Here is an 18,019-nt window from a genome sequence, read left to right on the forward strand (position 1 = left end):
GAAAAGTGTCATCTTACCTCAGTTGCGCCGGCACTTATATGCCATATCCCCGAGCGGGCCCCGCTGCCTTGTCTTATGCGGCGGCTTTGGTGCATAGTTCGCCCTCTTTTTCCCCTTTCCCCCGAGTCTCATGCTGCCTCCCATCGAACATCGCATCGCCGAGGAACTGGGCGCCCGCCCGCAACAGGTCATGGCCGCCGTGGCCCTGCTGGACGAAGGCGCCACCGTGCCCTTCATCGCCCGCTACCGGAAGGAAGTCACCGGCGGCCTGGACGACACCCAGCTGCGCAACCTGGAAGAGCGCCTGACCTATCTGCGGGAACTGGAAGACCGCCGCGCCGCCGTCCTCGCCAGCATCGACGAACAGGGCAAGCTGACCCCCGAGCTGAAGGCCGCCGTGGACATGGCGGACACCAAGCAGCGCCTGGAAGACCTCTACCTGCCCTACAAGCAGAAGCGCCGCACCAAGGCCCAGATCGCCCGGGAAGCAGGCCTGCAGCCCCTGGCCGACGCCCTGCTGGCCGATCCGACCCTGGTGCCGGAAAGCGAGGCGGAAAAATACTTCAACGCCGAAGCCGGCTTCGCCGACACCAAGGCCGTGCTGGACGGCGCCCGCCAGATCCTCATGGAGCAGTTCGCCGAGGACGCGGAGCTGCTGGGCAGCCTGCGCACCTACCTGGACGAACACGGCATTCTCAAATCCACCCTGATCGCCGGCCAGGAAGAAGCCGGCGCCAAGTTCCGCGACTATTTCGAATACTCGGAAGCCATCAGCGACATTCCCTCCCACCGGGCCCTGGCCCTCTTCCGCGGCCGCAACGAGGGCGCCATTTCCCTGGCCCTGGTGCTCGATTCCGAACTGGACGAGGAGAACAAGCCCCTCGGCCCCAATCCCTGCGAACTGCGCATCGCCAAGCGCTTCGGCATCAAGGACCAGGGCCGTCCCGCCGACAAGTGGCTGGCCGACACGGTGCGCTGGGCCTGGCGGGTGAAAATGGCCCTGCACCTGGAAACCGAACTGATGACCGTGTTGCGGGAAAAGGCCGAGGAAGAAGCCATCCGCGTCTTCGGCCGCAACCTGAAGGACCTCCTGCTGGCGGCCCCGGCCGGCCAGAAAGCCACCATGGGCCTGGATCCGGGCCTGCGCACCGGGGTCAAGGTGGCCGTGGTGGACCAGACCGGCAAGCTGCTGGACACCGCCACCATCTATCCCCACGAGCCCCGACGCGACTGGGAAGGCTCCCTGCACACCCTGGCCGTGCTGGCCCAGAAACACAATGTGAACCTGATCGCCATCGGCAACGGCACCGCTTCCCGGGAAACGGACAAGCTGGCCGCCGACCTGATCCGCATCGCCTCGCCCCACATGGCCCTGGCCAAGGTAGTGGTGTCCGAAGCCGGCGCCTCGGTCTATTCCGCCTCCGAATTCGCAGCCCGGGAATTCCCGGAACTGGACGTCTCCCTGCGCGGCGCCGTTTCCATCGCCCGCCGCCTGCAGGACCCTCTGGCCGAACTGGTGAAAATCGAGCCCAAGTCCATCGGTGTCGGCCAGTACCAGCATGACGTCTCCCAGACGAAGCTGGCTCGGGCCCTGGACGGGGTGGTGGAAGACTGCGTGAACGCCGTCGGCGTCGATGTGAACACCGCCTCCATTCCCCTCCTCGCCCGCATTTCCGGCCTCAACCAGACCCTGGCGGCCAACATCGTCGCCTACCGGGACCAGCACGGCCCCTTCCCCAACCGTCTGGCCCTGAAGAACGTACCCCGCCTGGGCGACAAGACCTTCGAGCAGGCCGCCGGCTTTCTGCGGGTGCCCAGCAGCGACAACCCCCTGGACGCCTCCGCCGTGCACCCGGAAGCCTATCCGGTGGTGGAGCGCATCCTGGCCGACATCAAGAAGGGCATCAAGGAAGTGATCGGCGACGCCCGCCTGGTGAAGAGCCTGCAGCCCGTCAAATACACCGACGAGAAGTTCGGCCTGCCGACGGTGCAGGACATCCTCAAGGAACTGGAAAAGCCGGGCCGGGACCCCCGCCCCGAGTTCAAGACCGCCGTCTTCAAGGACGGCGTCGAGGAAATGCGCGACCTGCAGCCCGGCATGATCCTGGAAGGCGTGGTCACCAACGTGGCCGCCTTCGGCGCCTTCGTGGACATCGGCGTGCACCAGGACGGCCTGGTGCACGTTTCTGCCCTGTCCACCAAGTTCGTCAAGGACCCCCACGAGGTGGTGAAGGCCGGCGACATCGTCAAGGTCAAGGTGCTGGAAGTGGACATGGCCCGCAAGCGCATCGCCCTCACCATGCGGCTGGACGATGCCTTCGGCAAGGGCACCGGCGGCGGCAAGCCGGCCGGCGCCCCCATGACCGCCAAGGCCCGCCAGCGGGAAGATGCCCAGCCCGCCGGCCAGAACGCCATGGCCGCCGCCTTCGCCAAGCTGAAGCGGTAAAATGGCGTTTTGAATTAGGAAGTTGCCATGCTCAAGGTATACGGCATCAAGAACTGCGACACCATGAAGAAGGCCTTCGTCTGGCTGGAAGCCAACGGTGTCGCCTACGAATTCATCGACTACAAGAAGGCCGGCGTGGCGGCGGGCAAGCTGCCCGAGTGGTGCAGCAAGGCCGGCTGGCAGGTCCTGCTCAACACCCGGGGCCTGATGTGGAAAAAGCTCAGCGAGGCCCAGCGGGCCGACGTGGATGAGGCCAAGGCCATCGCCCTCATGGGTGAGTATCCGAGCCTGATCAAGCGCCCCCTCATCGAACACGGCGACCAGGTCAGCGTGGGTTTCGATGCGGAACGCTTCGCCCAAACCTTCAAGTCATAAGGCCTCCCCGTCCCATGCAAGATTCCGTACAACGCCTGCTTTTCGAAGACCTGGACATCCGCGGCGCCATCGTCCGCCTCGGTCCCTCCTGGCAGGCCATGCAGGCCGGCCGCGGCTATCCGGAGGCGGTGGCCCGCCTGCTGGGCGAGATGACCGCCGTCACCACCATCATTGCGGCCCAGCTGAAGCAGCCGGGCCGGCTGACCTTCCAGTTGCGGGGCGACGGCCCCCTTTCCCTGCTGGTGATCGACTGCAACGAAAACCTGGAATTCCGTGGCATGGCCCGGGCCGACGGCCTGGCAGCCGGCGACCTGCCCCTGGAGCGCCTGTGGGGCCATGGCCAGCTGATGCTGACCCTGGACCTGCCCCAGGCCAAGGACCCGTACCAGAGCTTCGTGCCCCTGGAAGGCAATACCATCGCCGAGGTCTTCGAGCATTACCTGCAGCAGTCCGAACAGCAGCCCTCCCGCCTCTATCTGGCGGCTTCCGAGCAGGGCGTCACCGGCCTCTTCCTGCAAACCCTGCCGGGCGCCCACGACAAGGACGCTGACGGCTGGAACCGCCTGCAGCAGCTGGCCGCCACCCTGCGCCCGGAAGAACTGCTGGGTCTGGAAACGGAAGTGCTGCTGTCCCGGGTCTTTGCCGAGGAAACCCTGCGCCTCTATCCGCCCCGGAGCGTGACCTACTCCTGCCCCGAGGACTGGGAAAAGGTGCGCAGCATGCTGCGGGCCGTCGGACGGGAAGAGGCCGAATCCATCCTGCAGGAGCACGGCGAAATTCTCATCCGGGACGACATCTGCAACCGGGAATACCGCTTCGATGCGGCCGCCGTGGCCGAGCTGTTCTCCGCCAATCCGCCGACGCTGCACTGAGTCTTTGGCGGGGGACGCAATGTCCCCCGTCTTGCCCCGTGCCCCAGTCATATGATCTTGGGCATAGGCCGGGCGGATTTAGCACCTTTGGCCGATTCCAGCGGCTGGTGCGGTGCAGCATAATGGGATTCACCCAAGCCCGGGAGGACTCCCATGCAACCCCATCCCCTCTCTGCCGTTGTCGGCGACATCGACCGTCAATACCTGGCCAACATCCATCACCTGCGGCACAAGATTGCCCGGGTGCAGCACGACCAACGGGAAATAAGCCTATGCCTGGAGCGCATCCGCAGCAGGGTGCGGTTGCTTATCGTGGAAATGCAGCGGGTGCGGCCAGCGGCCGGTTACCGTAGCTGAATCAGAGTATTTTTCCCGGATTCATCAGGCCCCGGGGGTCCAGACTGGACTTGATGCAGCGCATCAAATCCAGCCCCACCGGGTCCTTGTAACGCACCAACTCCTCCCGCTTCAACTGGCCGATGCCGTGCTCCGCCGAGATGGAACCGCCCAGGCGGGCCACCAGGTCGTGCACGATGCGGTTGGCCTGGGGCGTGGCGGCGATGAAGGCGTCGTTGTCCTGGCGTTGCGCCTTGGACAGGTTGTAATGCAGGTTGCCGTCCCCGGCATGGCCGAAGGCCACCACCCGCACGCCGGGAAAGGCGGCGGCCAGCGCCGTGCCAGCCAGGTCGAGAAATTCCGGGATGCGGGAGACGGGCACCGAGATGTCGTGCTTGATGCTGAGGCCCTCGATTTTCTGGGCCTCGGAGATATTTTCCCGCAGGGCCCACAACTGCCGCGCCTGGGTTTCGTTCTGGGCCAGCACTCCGTCCTGGACTCGTCCGTCCGCCATTTCCCCGCCGATGAAATCTTCCAGGTCGGCCTGCAGGTCCGCCCATGCGCCGCCGTCGGCAAGCTCCAGCAAGACCTGCCAGGGGGCCGGAGCCGCCAGGGGCTGGCGACTGCCGGGAATATGCTGCAGCACCAGATCGAGGGACTGCCGTGAAATCAGCTCGAAGGCCGTCAAACGGGCATCGAAGCGGGCCTGGGCCCGCCCCAGCAAGGCAATGGCGGCGGCCCCGTCGGCCACCGCCAGCCAGGCCGTGACCACCGCCCGGGGACGGGGAAAAAGCTTGAGCACGGCGGCGGTGATGATGCCCAGGGTGCCTTCGGCGCCGATGAATAGGTCCTTCAGGTCGTAACCCGTGTTGTCCTTGCGCAGGGCGGTGAGACCGTTCCACAGGCGCCCGTCGGGCAGCACCACTTCCAGCCCCAGGGTCAGTTCCCGGGTGTTGCCGTAGCGCAGCACCTGGACCCCGCCCGCATTGGTGGAGAGATTGCCGCCGATCTGGCACGAGCCTTCCGAGGCCAGGGCCAGGGGAAAGAGGCGCCCTGCCGCGGCGGCCGCTTCCTGCACCTGGGCCAGGAGGCAGCCGGCTTCCACCGTGATGGCATTGTTGGCGGCATCGATCTGGCGGATGCGGTTGAGGCGGGAGAGATTGACCAGCACCGAGCGCCCGCCCTGGTCCGGCGTGGCGGCCCCGCACAGGCTGGTGTTGCCGCCCTGGGGCACCATGGGCACGCCGGCGGCGGCGCAGGCCCGCACCACGGCGGCGACCTCGTCCGTCGAGCCGGGCTTGACCAGGGCCAGGGCACGGCCCCGGTAGCGGCCGCGCCAGTCGGTCAGATAGGGCGCCAGATCGGCCTCTCCGGTCAGTACGTGGGCCGGGCCGACGATGGCGGCCAGTTGCTGCTGCAGGTCGTTCATGCCGGCATTTCCAGGACGCTGCGCAACATGGGCAGCATCAGTTCGGTGGCCACCCGGCCTTCGGCGATGGCCTCGTCGGCGCGGTGGAAATCCAGCAGGCCCAGATCGGCCACCCGGGGGGAAATCAGGGTGTCGGCGGGTTCGCCGGCAAGCCGGCTGCGGGCGATGCGCACCTGCATGATGTTGATGCTGCTGGCCATGACGTCGAGCATGGACGGGCTGTTGCCGCCCTCCTCCACCCCCAGCCAGCGCTTCAGGGTGCCGCGCCAGCCGTCCACGGAAGGCGGCGTCTCGCCCCGGTTGCGCAGGCGCCGGCCCAGCATGTCGGAGCCCAGGTCCACGGCGATGACGATATCGGCTCCCATGGCCCGGCACAGGGACACCGGCACCGGATTGACCAGTCCCCCATCCACCAGAAAGCCGCCATCCCGGGGGATCGGGGCGAACAGGCCAGGCAGGGCAATGGAGGCCCGCACCGCATGGGCCACGCTGCCTTCCTTGAGCCAGATTTCTCGGCCGCTGCCCAGGTCGGTGGCGACGCAGGCGAAAGGCAGGGGCAGGTCGTGGAAGTCCCGGTCGGTGAAGTGCCGGGTGAAGAATTCGAGGAGCTTTTCGCCCTTGATCAGGCCGCCGTTGAGGCCCACGTCGAAGAAGCCCAGGACTTCCTTCCAGGACAGGCTGCGCACCCAGTGCTCCAGCTTGTCCAGGTCGCCGCAGGCGGTGGCGGCGCCGACGAAGGCGCCGATGGAGGAACCGCAGATGATGTCGGGCTCGATGCCGGCATCCCGCAAGGCGCGGATGACGCCGATGTGGGCCCAGCCCCGGGCGGAGCCGCTGCCGAAGGCGAGCCCGATCCTAGGTTTCACACCCGCTCGGCGTAAAGGTCGTGGGCGTCGCTGTCCACCACCCGGACCTTGACGAAGTCGCCCGGCTCCACGTCGAAGACGCCGTCCAGATAGACGACGCCGTCGATTTCCGGCGCATCGGCGCTGGAGCGGGCGATGGCGCCCTCTTCGTCCACCGCGTCCACCAGGACCGTGATTTCCTTGTCGATCTTGGCGGCCAGGAGGTCGGCGGAAATGTCTTCCTGCAGCTCCATGACGTAGCGGCGGCGCTCCTCCCGCACCTCATCCGGCAGGGCGCCGGGCAGGTCGTTGGCGGTGGCACCGTCCACCGGGGAGTAGGCGAAGCAGCCGACCCGGTCCAGACGGGCCTCTTCCAGGAACTGCAGCAGCTCCTCGAATTCGGCCTCGGTCTCGCCGGGGAAGCCGGCGATGAAGGTGGAACGGATGGTGATGTCCGGGCAGATGGCGCGCCAGGCACGGATCCGCTCCAGGTTGTTCTCGGCGCTGGCCGGGCGCTTCATGGCCTTGAGGATGCGCGGGCTGGCGTGCTGGAAAGGTACATCCAGGTAGGGCAGGATCTTGCCCTCGGCCATCAGGGGAATCAGGTCGTCCACGCTGGGATAGGGATAGACGTAGTGCAGACGCACCCAGATGCCGAACTCGGCCAGGGCCTCGCACAACTCCTTGAGCCGGGTCTTGACCGGGCGGCCGCCGACGAAGCCGGTGCGGTATTTCAGATCCACGCCGTAGGCGCTGGTGTCCTGGGAAATGACCAGCAGTTCCTTGACGCCGGCCTCGGCCAGGGCCTTGGCTTCCTGCAGCACGTCGCCGATGGGGCGGGAGACCAGGGGGCCGCGCAGGCTGGGAATGATGCAGAAGGTGCAACTGTGGTTGCAGCCTTCGGAAATCTTCAGGTAGGCGAAATGCTGGGGCGTCAGGCGGATGCCGGCCTCCGGCACCAGGTCCATGAAGGGGTCGTGGGGCTTGGGCAGGTGGCTGTGCACATGGCCCATCACCTCCTCCGCCGCATGGGGGCCGGTGACGGCCAGCACGGACGGGTGGGTGCTCTGGACGATGTCGCCCTTGGCACCCAGGCAGCCGGTGACGATGACCTTGCCGTTTTCGGTGAGGGCCTCGCCGATGGCGTCCAGGGATTCCTCCACCGCGGCGTCGATGAAGCCGCAGGTATTGACGATGACCAGATCGGCGCCGTCGTAGGAGGAGGAGATTTCATAGCCTTCTGCCCGCAGCTGGGTCAGGATGCGCTCCGCATCGGAAGAGGCTTTGGGGCAACCCAGACTGACGAAGCCGACAGTCGGGGTTTGCAGGGGGCTACGGGTGGGAGTATTGCCGGATGACACTTAAGCTTGCTTTCCTTGATCGATTCACTCGCCCTTCCGGTCGTCCGGCTGGGCGCCGGGGAACTGGAAGCCGGTGAACATGTTGCGGGTCTGGCTCTGCAGTTGGTCCTGCATCTGCTGGAACATCTTTTTGCTCTGGTCCACATAGGCGGACATCATGCTTTGCATGGCCGGCCCCTGGAAATTCAGGAACTGGGCCCACAGGTCCGTCTGGGCCTGAACCTGGTTGGCTTCGCCGTAGAGGGAGCGGGACTGCTCCTGCAGCTTGGCCTGCACGTCGGCGAAGGCCTTGATGTTGGTTTCCAGGTACTTGCCCAGCATGCCCTGCATGGCATTGCCGTAGTAACGGATGATCTGGGCCAGCAGTTCGGAGGAGAACAGGGGCATGCCGCCGGATTCCTCTTCCAGGATGATCTGCAGCAGGATGCTGCGGGTCAGGTCCTCGCCGCTCTTGGCATCCACCACCTTGAAGTCTTCGAAGCGCAGCACCAGTTCCTTCACATCCGCCAGGGTGATGTAGGCACTGGTTTTGGTGTCGTAGAGTCGGCGGTTGGGATACTTCTTGATGAGGCGGGCTGGTTCCGTCATGGGGCGGGCTCCGGTGCGTTGAGTGCCAAAAAGAGGTCTGGCCGATATTTTTATATTCAACCCGGGCGTCCCGGATCGGCTATCTGGCGGATTATACAGAAAAAACAAGCCCCGCCGGGGCGGGGCTCCAGGTGCAGCCTTGCGGCCAGCCGATTACTGGTAGTACAGGCCGCCGTTGATGTTGAGGGTGGCACCGGTGACGAAGCCGGCCAGTTCGGAGGTCAGGTACACCACGGCGGCGCCGATTTCCTCGGGCTTGGCCAGGCGCTTCATGGGCACGGAGTCGATGATGCCCTTGAGGATGTCCTCGCGGATGGCGGTCACCATCTTGGTGGCCACGTAGCCCGGGGCGATGGCGTTCACGGTGACGCCCTTGGCGGCGAATTCCTGGGCCAGGGCCTTGGTGAAGCCGATGACGCCGGCCTTGGCGGCGGAATAGTTGGTCTGGCCAGCCTGACCCTTGACGCCGTTCACGGAGGAAATGTTCACGATGCGGCCCCAGCCCCGCTCGCCCATCTTGGCGGCGACGTGGTGGGTGACGTTGAACAGGCTGTTCAGGTTGGTGTTGATGACCGCATCCCACTGGCCCTTGTCCATCTTGACGAAGAACTTGTCACGGGTGATGCCGGCGTTGTTCACCAGGATGTCGATGGGACCGGCCTTGGCTTCGGCTTCGGCGATCATGGCCTTGGCGGACTCATAATCGGAAACGTCGCCCGGCACCAGGACGAAGTCCTTGAAGCCGGCTGCTTCCTGCTCGGCCAGCCACTCTTCCTTTTTGTCGAATTCGGGGTGGTAGGCGGCAACGACCTTGTAGCCTTCCTTGGCCAGGGCCTGGCTGATGGCGGTACCCAGGCCGCCCAGGGCGCCGGTGACGAGTGCAACTTTGCTCATAGCTCATCCTTCCTTGTAGTCATGGGGTAAAAGTTGTCAGGACGGGAGCCCCCTCCCCCGCCCCGCTGCATTTCCTGCGGTTGTATCAGATGTAGGTGTCAGGCCGCCTCAGACGGCCTTTTCCTTGACGTAACGGCCGGGGGCCGGTTCCAGCGGCTTGTAGCGGGCATTGCCCAGCTTGCTGCGGGCCGCCACCTCGCCGCCGGCGAACTGCTGCAGCCAGGCGCTCCAGTCGGACCACCAGCTGCCCTTGTGTTCGGTGGCGGCGGCCAGCCAGGAATCCGCATCCAGCTTCTGGTCGCTGCCGCTCCAGAAACTGCGCTTGTTCTTGGCGGCCGGATTGACGACGCCGGCGATATGGCCGGAGGCGCCGAGAACGAAGCGGGACTGGCCGCCCAGCAGGCGGGTGGATTGGTAGGCGGTCTGCCAGGGCACGATGTGGTCTTCCCGGGCTGCCAGGATGTAGCTGGGCATGGCCACCCGGCCCAGGTCCACGCGCACACCGCACATTTCCAGCTTGCCCGGGATGCGCAGGCTGTTGTTCTGGTACAGGTTGCGCATGTACCAGCAGGCGAAGGGGCCCGGCAGATTGGTGCTGTCGCAGTTCCAATACAGCAGGTCGAAGGCGTCCGGCTTCTTGCCCTTCAGGTAGTTGTTGGCGACGTAGTTCCACACCAGGTCGTTGGCGCGCAGGGCGGAGAAGGTGGAGGACAGCTCCTTGGCCGACAGCAGGCCACCCTGGCCGATCTGGCTTTCCTTCAGGGCGAGGAAGTTGTCGTCGATGAGCAGGCCGATCTCGCCCGTGTCGGAAAAATCCAGCAAGGTGGTGAGCAGGGTCAGGCTGGCCACCGGGTCCTCGCCGCGGGCGGCCAGCACCGCCAGGGCGCTGGAGAGGATGGTGCCGCCGACGCAGAAGCCCAGGGCATTGATCTGGTCCACCTTGCAGACGCTGCGCACGACCTCGATGGCGGTGATGGCGGCCTTCTCCAGGTAGTCCTCCCAGGTGTATTTCTCCAGGTCGGCCTTGGGGTTGCGCCAGGAAACGAGGAACACCGTGTTGCCCTGCTCCACCGCATAGCGGACCAGGGAATTCTCCGGCTGCAGGTCGAGGATGTAGAACTTGTTGATGCAGGGCGGCACGATCAGCAGGGGCCGCTTGGCCACCTTGGGCGTCAGGGGCTCGTACTGGATCAGCTGCATCAGCTCGTTTTCAAAGATCACCTGGCCGGCGCTGGTGGCAATGTTCTTGCCGACTTCGAAGACGCTTTCGTCGGTCATGGAGATACGGCCCTTCTCCATGTCGGCGATCAGGTTCTGGATGCCGGCGGTGATGCTCTGGCCCTTGCTTTCCACGGCCTGCTTGATGAATTCCGGATTGGTGGCGGCAAAATTGGCGGGAGAGAGGGCGTCGATGTACTGGCGGGCCATGAAGCGCAGGCGGTTCTTGGCCTTGTCGTCCTCCTCCGGCACCGCTTCGACCACCTGGCGCAGGAAGCTGGAATTGAGCAGGTAGGCCTGGCGGATGTAATCGAACATCGGCGTTTCCGACCACTCGGGGGCATTGAAGCGGCGGTCGCCCGGCTCCGGCTGGACGGCGAAGCCGGGTTCCTGGCCCTGGCGTTTGGCCAGCATGGCGGCCCACAGGGCGGCATGCTGCTTCAGGTATTCCTGGTGCAGGGCCTGCATTTCCTCGGGGCTGGGCAGCTTGAGGGGCGGCAGGGTGCCGGCGGGCGGCGGCGTCATGCCGGGTTGTTTCGCCAGGAAGGCGAAGAAATTCTGGGCCAGGGTCTGTCCGGCAGAAACGAAATTTTGCATCGCAGGAAGGAGGTTTTCCGGCTGGCTGACCATCTTGTATGAAACTCCTGAGGGGCGCGGAATGGCTCGGCGCGCGGAGGACGGGGAAGGAGCGTTTGATTCTGCTTGGCTGCCTGGTCCCTGTCAATGACCAGGGGATAGCGAGGATCGCGGGAGGGCTTCCGGGAGAAGTTAAGCCCCCGCGCTGACAGGCGACTTACAGACAGATGAAGGATTGGTTGCAGCGGGCCGGGAAGCGATGGCCGGGCCCGCTATAATGGCGCCCATGTACATCATCGCCATTGGCTGGCTCTACGTCATTTTCATGATGGCCCTCACCGAGGCCAGCATCGTGGCGGGAGTCGCAACCTTCTTTTTCTACGGGCTGCTGCCCACCGCCCTCATCCTCTATCTGGGCGGCTCCAAGGTCAGGCGGCAGCGCCGGGCCTGGCAGGAGTTGCAGGAGGCAAAGCGCCAGGAGGCCCTGGCCGGGCAGCCGTCCGCCTTAGGCGTGGCCGGCGATCAGCTCCCGGGCCAGCCAGATGGAAAGGATGCCCAGGCCGATCAGTGACACCTGCTGCAGGGTGGCCTTGAGTTCGGGCCGCTTGTGCAGGCCGGGAATGAGGTCGGCCACGGCCACATAGAGCATGCTGGCGGCAGCCAGGCCGAGCAGGGACGGCACCCACTCCTGCAGGGACGACAGGGCGAAGTAGGCCAGCAGGGCCCCCACCAGGGTGGCCAGGCTGGACAGCAGGTTGAAGGCCAGGGCCTTGGCCCGGGAATAACCGGAATGCAGCAGCACCAGGAAATCACCCAGCTCCTGGGGAATTTCATGGGCGATGATGGCCAGGGCGGTGACGATGCCCAGTTGGGTGTCTTCCAGGAAGGCGGCGGCGATGAGGATGCCGTCCACGAAATTGTGGAAGGTGTCGCCGATCAGGATCAGCAGGCCGGAACGGCCGTGATCGTGGGCCGGCGGATGGGCGTCGTGGGCTTCGCAGTGATGGTCATGGCAGTGGCGCCACAGCACCAGTTTTTCCAGGACGAAGAAAATCAGGATGCCGCCTAGGATGGTGGCCGCCATGGTGTGGGGATCGCCATGTTCCAGGGCATGGGGCAGGATTTCCAGGAACACCGCCCCCAGCAGGGCGCCGATGGCGTAGGAAATCAGGTGGGAGACGCTGCCTGCCCCCAGGGTGAAGGTCACCAGACCGGCGGCAATGACGCTGAGGGCGCCGCCGAGGAAGCTGGCGGTGATGATCCAGCCAAGGGTACTCATGGTTTTCCAGGCAAGGGAAGAAGGTGGGGAAAATTCGCGGAGGGGCGGATTATACGCCCTCCCCTCCGCCGAATCTTATTGATACCCCAGATATCGGGGAATGCCGGTGGCCAGTTCGGGAACAAAGGTCACCAGCAGCAGGGCCGAGAGCATTGCTCCCACCATCCACAGCACCCAGGGCACCGTATCCTCGATGCGGATGCCGGCAATGCGGCTGGTGACCATCAGGTTGATGGCCATGGGCGGCGTGAACTGGCCGATGGCTACGTTCATGGTGAGGATGACGCCGAACCACACCGGGTCCCAGCCAAAGTGCAGGATCACCGGCAGCAGGAAGGGCACGAAAATGAAGAGGATGGAAACGGCATCGAGGAACATGCCGGCGATCAGCAACAACAGGGTCACCGCCAGCAGGATGGCCGTCTCGTTGCCGGAAAGCCCCACCAGCCAGCCGCCCAGGGCCTCGAAGGTGCCCAGGGTGCTGCCGGCCCAGGCGAAGACGCTGGCCAGGGCGATGATGAGCATGACCACGGCGGAAACCTCGGCCGACTCCACCAGCACTTCGTAGATGTTCTTCCAGTTGAGGGTGCGGTAGATCACCAGGCCGACGAACAGGCCGTAGAACACCGCCACCACCGCCGCTTCCGTCGGCGTGAAGGCACCGGAACGCATGCCGCCGAGAATGATCACCGGGGCCAGCAGGCCCCAGCTGGCCTCCTTCAGGGCCGACCAGAAGGACTGGCGCTCCTCTCCGTCCTGCAGGCCGGCGACGCCGAAGCCGTGGCGCACCGACAGCCACCAGGCCGGCAGCATCAGGGCCAGGCCGGCCAGGAGGCCCGGGATCAGGCCGGCGGCGAAGAGGGCCGGCACCGAGGCCTGGGGCACCAGGACGCTGTAGAGGATGAAGACGATGGAAGGCGGGATGAGAATGGCCGTGGAGCCGGCCGCAGCAATGACGCTGGCGGAAAAGGCGGCCGGGTAGCCGGCCCGGGCCATGCTGGGAATCATCACCGTGGCCACCGCCGCCGCATCCGCCGGGCCGGAGCCGGAAATGCCGCCCAGCACCATGCACACCAGGATGGCGGCCAGGGCCAGGCCGCCGCGCCGCTGGCCCACCAGGGCCACGGCAAAACGCACCAGGCGCAGGGCCACGCCGGAGCGCTCGAAAATCATCCCGGCCAGCACGAAGACGGGAATGGCCAGCAGCGGATATTTGGCGATGCCGGTATAGACGCTGGTGGGCAGGGACATCAGGCCCAGGTCGCCGAAGAACACCACCGCCAGGCCCGCCAGGCCCATGGCCGTGCCCAGGGGCACGCCCAGGAGCATCAGGGCAAAGAAGGAAAGAAAGAGCAGCCAGCTCATGCCCGCCCTCCCCGCCGGCGCCACAGCAAGAGGAACAGGCGCAGCACGATCAGGGCCGACAGCAGGGGCAGCCAGACGCTGTACCACCACTGGGGCAGGCCCAGGCCGGGAGAGGTGACCTCGAATTCGAAATCGTCGTAGGCCATGCCGTAACCCAGCCAGGCCAGGAGGCCGAACATGGCCACATTGGCCAGCCATTCCAGGGCCGAACTAAGCCGGCGTCCGTTGGCGGAAAGCCTGTCCACCAGCAGGGTGATGCGGATATGGCGGCCGTCGGCAAAGGCGCCGGCCGAACCGAGTAGGGTCAGGGCCAGCAGCAGGAAGACGGAAAACTCCTCGGTGAAGGCGAAGGAGGCGTTGGTCAGGTAGCGCACCAGCACATTGGCGAAGGTGATCAGGCACAGCAGGGCCATGCAGCCCGCCGCCAGGGCCCGTTCAATGCGGGCAGTGGGGCGGGAGGGGGGATTCTGTTGGTCATCCATCTTGTTGTTCTCGTCAAAAACAAGATCGCCGGCCCGGGCCGGCGATCTTGCAGTCGCAGGGGAAAAGGGCCTACTTGCCGGCAGCGATGGCGGCCTCGGCCTTTTTCACCAGATCCTTGCCCACGGTTTCGGCCCACTTGTCGTACACCGGACGGGTCAGGTCCTTGAAGGCCTTGCGCTGCTCGGCCGTCAGCCGGGTGATGGTGACGCCGTTCTTCTCGATGTCCTTGAGCAGGGCATCGTCGCCGGGGCTGACGCCCTTGCGTGCCGCCACCAGGTTCTCCGCCGCCGCCTGTTCCGCCGCCTCGCGCACCGCCTTGCGGTCCGCTTCGCTCCAGTTGTTCCAGACGTTGCGGTTCACCACGAAAATCAGGGGGTCCGTCATGTAGCCCCACAGGGTCAGGTGTTGCTGGCCCAGGGTGTGCAGCTTGGCCGCATTGAACACGGAGAGGGGATTTTCCTGGCCGTCCACGGCCTTGGTGGCCAGGGCCGGCTGGGCATCGGCCCAGCTCATCTGGGTGGGATTGGCTCCGAGGGCGGAGAAGGCATCGATGAAAATGGGGGAACCGACGACGCGGATCTTCATGCCCTTCAGGTCCGCCGGGGTGCGGATGGGATGCCGGGAATTGGAAAGCTCGCGGAAGCCGTTCTCGCCGTAGGCCAGGGGCACCACGCCCTGCTTTTCCAGCACGGCGAAGAGGTCTTTGCCCACCGGCCCCTTGATCAGGGCGTCCAGGCTCTTTTCATCGGGCGTGAGGAACGGCAGGGAGAACAGGTTGAGCTGCTTCACCTGGGGCGACCAGTTGATGGAGGAGCCGATGGCCAGGTCGATGACCCCCTGGCGAATGGCGGAAAACTCCCGGGTCTGGTCGCCGCCCACCAGGCTGGTGCCCGGGTAGAGCTTGATGTTGATGCGGCCTTCGGTCTTCTGCTTGACCAGTTCGGCCCAGCGTTCGCCGGCCTTGCCCCAGGGAAAGGCGGGACCGAGGACGGTGGACAGGCGGTATTCGGACTTGTAATCGGCGGCGTGGGCGACGCTGTGCCCCAGGGGCAGCAGGGCCAGGGCCAGGGATGCGGCGGCGACGAGTTTTTTCATTGTTCCTCCGGTAGTTTTTATGATGATGCAGCGGAGGCAGTGTAGGGAGCGTTGTTCGCCACGGTCAAGGTGCAACGCACCAAGGCCCCCGGCTCAGGGCTCCAGCCAGATGAGGGAGGCCATGCGGCCGCAGACCCGGTCGCGACGGTAGGAAAAGTAGCTGGCGGCGTCGCCGACCGTGCACAGGCCGCCGCCGTGGATCTCACGGACGCCGGCTGCCTGCAGGCGCAGGCGGGCCAGAGCGCAGATGTCGGCCAGATACTTGCCGGTGGAGGCGCCGGGGACGAAGGCCTGGGACGCCCGTGGATCGGCCTTCTCGAAGGCACCCCTCACCTCAGGCCCGACTTCAAAGGCTTGGGGGCCGATGGCCGGCCCGAGCCAGGCCAGGAGCCGCTCCGGGGCCACCCCCATGGCAGCCACCGTGTTTTCCAGGACACCGGCCGCCAGGCCGCGCCAGCCGGCATGGGCAGCGCCCACCACGGTACCGTCCCGGTCGCAGAGCAATACCGGCAGGCAGTCGGCAGTCATGATGGCGCAGACGCTGCCGGGGCGCCGGGCCACCACCCCGTCGGCCTCCCGCCCGGTGGTGGCGCTATCGGCGTCGGCCACCCGGGTGCCGTGCACCTGCTGCAGCCACAGGGGCTCGCCCGGCAGGCAGGCCCGCAGCAGGGCCCGGTTGACCGCCACATGGACCGGCGCATCGCCCACGTGATCCCCCAGGTTGAGGCTGGCATAGGGGGCTGGACTGACACCGCCGCTGCGGGTGGTTTGCAGGCTGCGCACCCGGGACGGGGCGGGCCAGTCGGGAACGAAGCCGGGCAGGCTATTCGTCGGCTTCGTCATCGAAGTCTTCCTCTTCCAGGAGTTCGGCGCCCTCTGCTTCCAGCACCTCGACCTCCTCCTCGTCCTCCCAGTCGTCGCCCCACTCCTCCGCCCAGGCTTCTTCCTGGCGCTGGCGGCGCAGGGTCTTGATCTCGTCCCATTCGCTGCGCAGCGTCTTGAGCAGGGCCGCCATGTCGTCGGGCACCGGGGCGTCCCACTGCATGGGTTCCCGGGTCAGGGGGTGGATCAGACCGAGGCGGTAGGCATGGAGCGCCTGGCGGGGGAAACGGACCCCGGCGGTCTTGCCCTTGTTGTAAACCGCATCGCCCACCAGGGGGAAGCCCAGGGCCGCCATGTGCACCCGGATCTGGTGGGTGCGGCCCGTCTCCAGGCGGCACTGCACCAGGGTGCAACGCTCGAAATGCTCCAGCACCGTGTAATGGGTGCGGGCCTCCCGGCCATTGTGCTGGACCACGGCCATCTTGGTGCGCTGGGTGGGATGGCGGCCGATGGGCGCATCCACCGTGCCGTTGCGGTTGAGATAGCCGACCAGCAGGGCCCGGTATTCCCGCTTCACGGTGCGGGCCTGGAGCTGGCGCACCAGGTCGGTCTGGGCCTCCAGGGTCTTGGCCACCACCATGAGGCCGGAGGTGTCCTTGTCCAGGCGGTGCACGATGCCGGCCCGGGGCACCTGGGCCAGCTGGGGCGTGTGGTGCAGCAGGGCGTTGAGCAGGGTGCCGCTCCAGTTGCCGCTGCCCGGATGCACCACCAGGCCGGCCGGCTTGTTGATGATGAGGATGGCTTCATCCTCGTACACCACAGGAAAAGGAATGTCTTCCGGCGTCTCGGCCGCCAGCTTCTCGTCCTGGACTTCCTCCAGGTTGAGGAACTCGCCGCCCAGCAGTTTGTGCTTGGGCTCCTGCACCGGCTGCCCGTTGAGGGAGACCCGGCCTTCCCGGATCCAGGTTTGCAGGCGATTGCGCGAATACTGGGGCAGCAGTTCGGCCAGCACCTGATCCAGGCGGCGGCCGCCGGCATCGAGGGGCACGAATATGGGCGACCCGGCGCCGCAAGCGGGGGATGGAGACGGAGATGACATGGGCTTTGCGCTATAATCGGCCGCACTCATTTCGGCGGGCGCCTCACTTCGGCGCGCCTTGGCTTTCGTTTTTGGACTGTTCATCATGCGTAGTTTACCGGCTTTAGCTCTGATTTTCGCCGCTTTGCTCTCCCTTTCCGGTTGCGGCCTGCTGCCGGAAGTTAAGGATGAGACGACCGGTTGGTCTGCCAACAAGCTTTATACCGAGGCAAAGGAGGCCATGAATGAAGGTGTATGGGACAAGGCTGTAAAGTATTTTGAGAAGCTGGAATCCCGTTATCCCTATGGTCGCTACGCTCAACAAGCACAGATAGAAGTTGCTTACGCATATTACAAATCAGGCGAACAAGCCTCAGCTATCGCAGCCTGTGATCGCTTCATCAAGCTGCATCCGGACCATCCCAATGTTGATTATGTGTATTACTTGAAGGGGTTGGTTACCTTCAACGAGGATCTTGGCATGATGGGCCACGTCAGCATGCAGGACCAAACAGAAAGAGATCCCAAAGGCATGCGTGAGTCTTTCGATGCTTTTAAGTCACTGACAGCTAGATTTCCAGATAGTAAGTACACTCCAGATTCCGTACAGCGCATGAAGTATCTGGTTAATGCCATGGCTTCCAACGAGGTGCATGTGGCCCGCTACTACATGAAGCGCAAGGCCTATGTGGCCGCTGCCAACCGGGCCCAGAGCGCCATCAAGAACTACCCGGACGCTCCGGCCATCGAGGAGGCCCTCTTCATCATGGTCAAGGCCTACGACGAAATGGGCATGATCGACCTGCGCGACGATGCGGAGCGGGTGATGCGCAAGAACTACCCCAACAGCGTCTATTACACCCGGGGCCTGAACCGGGTCGAACCCTGGTGGAAGCTCTGGTAAGCCATCGCTGAAAACGAAAAGGCCGGGAATTCCCGGCCTTTTTTATTGCCGTC

At 65.3% G+C, this 18,019-nt stretch carries 18 protein-coding genes; 6 read left to right on the forward strand and 12 right to left on the reverse strand.

Going from position 1 to position 18,019, the window contains the following annotated elements:
- Positions 1–130: 130 nt before the first annotated feature.
- From AC1RTA_RS01940 to AC1RTA_RS01955, 4 genes are all read left to right on the forward strand, one after another.
- On the forward strand, positions 131–2,446 hold the full coding sequence (locus tag AC1RTA_RS01940) for a Tex family protein (protein WP_152089188.1): 2,316 nt from the start codon (positions 131–133) through the stop codon (positions 2,444–2,446).
- Positions 2,447–2,473: 27 nt separating this feature from the next.
- Complete coding sequence (locus AC1RTA_RS01945; protein ID WP_492783817.1) at positions 2,474–2,821, forward strand: arsenate reductase; 348 nt, start codon at positions 2,474–2,476, stop codon at positions 2,819–2,821.
- A 14-nt stretch (positions 2,822–2,835) separates the two neighbouring features.
- A complete protein-coding gene (gene hslO, locus AC1RTA_RS01950; RefSeq protein WP_207222154.1) occupies positions 2,836–3,693 on the forward strand; it encodes an Hsp33 family molecular chaperone HslO in 858 nt (285 codons plus the stop codon).
- 153 nt (positions 3,694–3,846) lie between these two features.
- Entirely contained in the window at positions 3,847–4,050 is a 204-nt protein-coding gene (locus AC1RTA_RS01955) for a hypothetical protein (protein ID WP_152089190.1), read from the forward strand.
- Between the two features lies 1 nt (position 4,051).
- Here AC1RTA_RS01955 and AC1RTA_RS01960 read toward each other — a convergent pair whose 3' ends face one another.
- From AC1RTA_RS01960 to phaC, 6 genes are all read right to left on the reverse strand, one after another.
- Entirely contained in the window at positions 4,052–5,458 is a 1,407-nt protein-coding gene (locus AC1RTA_RS01960; protein ID WP_492783818.1) for an FAD-binding oxidoreductase, read from the reverse strand.
- The gene (gene rssA / locus AC1RTA_RS01965; RefSeq protein WP_492783819.1) at positions 5,455–6,324 is read right to left on the reverse strand and encodes a patatin-like phospholipase RssA; all 870 of its coding nucleotides are present in this window, start codon (positions 6,322–6,324) and stop codon (positions 5,455–5,457) included. Before rssA ends, AC1RTA_RS01960 begins: the two co-directional genes overlap by 4 nt.
- Positions 6,321–7,664 carry a 30S ribosomal protein S12 methylthiotransferase RimO gene (rimO, locus tag AC1RTA_RS01970; RefSeq protein WP_014237574.1) on the reverse strand — a complete coding sequence of 448 codons (1,344 nt, stop codon included), beginning with the start codon at positions 7,662–7,664 and terminating at the stop codon, positions 6,321–6,323. Before rimO ends, rssA begins: the two co-directional genes overlap by 4 nt.
- A 24-nt stretch (positions 7,665–7,688) precedes the next feature.
- Complete coding sequence (gene phaR / locus AC1RTA_RS01975; RefSeq protein WP_014237573.1) at positions 7,689–8,252, reverse strand: polyhydroxyalkanoate synthesis repressor PhaR; 564 nt, start codon at positions 8,250–8,252, stop codon at positions 7,689–7,691.
- 153 nt (positions 8,253–8,405) lie between these two features.
- Positions 8,406–9,146, reverse strand: coding sequence for a beta-ketoacyl-ACP reductase (locus AC1RTA_RS01980; RefSeq protein ID WP_014237572.1), 741 nt, complete (start codon positions 9,144–9,146; stop codon positions 8,406–8,408).
- Positions 9,147–9,254: 108 nt separating this feature from the next.
- Positions 9,255–10,994, reverse strand: a complete 1,740-nt coding sequence (phaC, locus tag AC1RTA_RS01985) for a class I poly(R)-hydroxyalkanoic acid synthase (protein WP_492783820.1) — start codon at positions 10,992–10,994, stop codon at positions 9,255–9,257.
- A 223-nt stretch (positions 10,995–11,217) separates the two neighbouring features.
- On the opposite strand from phaC, the gene AC1RTA_RS01990 reads away from it, so the two are divergent.
- On the forward strand, positions 11,218–11,511 hold the full coding sequence (locus AC1RTA_RS01990) for a hypothetical protein (protein ID WP_492783821.1): 294 nt from the start codon (positions 11,218–11,220) through the stop codon (positions 11,509–11,511).
- On the opposite strand, the gene AC1RTA_RS01995 is transcribed toward AC1RTA_RS01990, so the two are convergent.
- From AC1RTA_RS01995 to rluD, 6 genes are all read right to left on the reverse strand, one after another.
- Positions 11,446–12,219: a ZIP family metal transporter gene (locus AC1RTA_RS01995; RefSeq protein WP_014237569.1), complete on the reverse strand. Its 774-nt coding sequence runs from the start codon at positions 12,217–12,219 to the stop codon at positions 11,446–11,448. The genes AC1RTA_RS01990 and AC1RTA_RS01995 overlap by 66 nt on opposite strands.
- A gap of 75 nt (positions 12,220–12,294) precedes the next feature.
- The gene (locus tag AC1RTA_RS02000; RefSeq protein ID WP_152089192.1) at positions 12,295–13,584 is read right to left on the reverse strand and encodes a TRAP transporter large permease; all 1,290 of its coding nucleotides are present in this window, start codon (positions 13,582–13,584) and stop codon (positions 12,295–12,297) included.
- The gene (locus AC1RTA_RS02005; protein WP_492783822.1) at positions 13,581–14,066 is read right to left on the reverse strand and encodes a TRAP transporter small permease; all 486 of its coding nucleotides are present in this window, start codon (positions 14,064–14,066) and stop codon (positions 13,581–13,583) included. The genes AC1RTA_RS02000 and AC1RTA_RS02005 overlap by 4 nt, the downstream gene beginning before the upstream one ends.
- 70 nt (positions 14,067–14,136) lie before the next feature.
- On the reverse strand, positions 14,137–15,162 hold the full coding sequence (locus tag AC1RTA_RS02010) for a DctP family TRAP transporter solute-binding subunit (RefSeq protein ID WP_014237566.1): 1,026 nt from the start codon (positions 15,160–15,162) through the stop codon (positions 14,137–14,139).
- Between the two features lie 93 nt (positions 15,163–15,255).
- The gene (gene pgeF / locus AC1RTA_RS02015; protein WP_492783823.1) at positions 15,256–16,005 is read right to left on the reverse strand and encodes a peptidoglycan editing factor PgeF; all 750 of its coding nucleotides are present in this window, start codon (positions 16,003–16,005) and stop codon (positions 15,256–15,258) included.
- Positions 15,986–17,032 carry a 23S rRNA pseudouridine(1911/1915/1917) synthase RluD gene (gene rluD / locus AC1RTA_RS02020; protein ID WP_492783824.1) on the reverse strand — a complete coding sequence of 349 codons (1,047 nt, stop codon included), beginning with the start codon at positions 17,030–17,032 and terminating at the stop codon, positions 15,986–15,988. Before rluD ends, pgeF begins: the two co-directional genes overlap by 20 nt.
- 136 nt (positions 17,033–17,168) lie before the next feature.
- Here rluD and AC1RTA_RS02025 point away from each other — a divergent pair, with 136 nt between their 5' ends.
- Positions 17,169–17,966 (forward strand): outer membrane protein assembly factor BamD, encoded by a 798-nt coding sequence (locus AC1RTA_RS02025; protein ID WP_492783825.1) that lies wholly within the window; start codon positions 17,169–17,171, stop codon positions 17,964–17,966.
- The last annotated feature ends 53 nt before the right edge of the window (positions 17,967–18,019 follow it).

Source organism: Azospira sp. MPR-E4 (assembly GCF_058809645.1).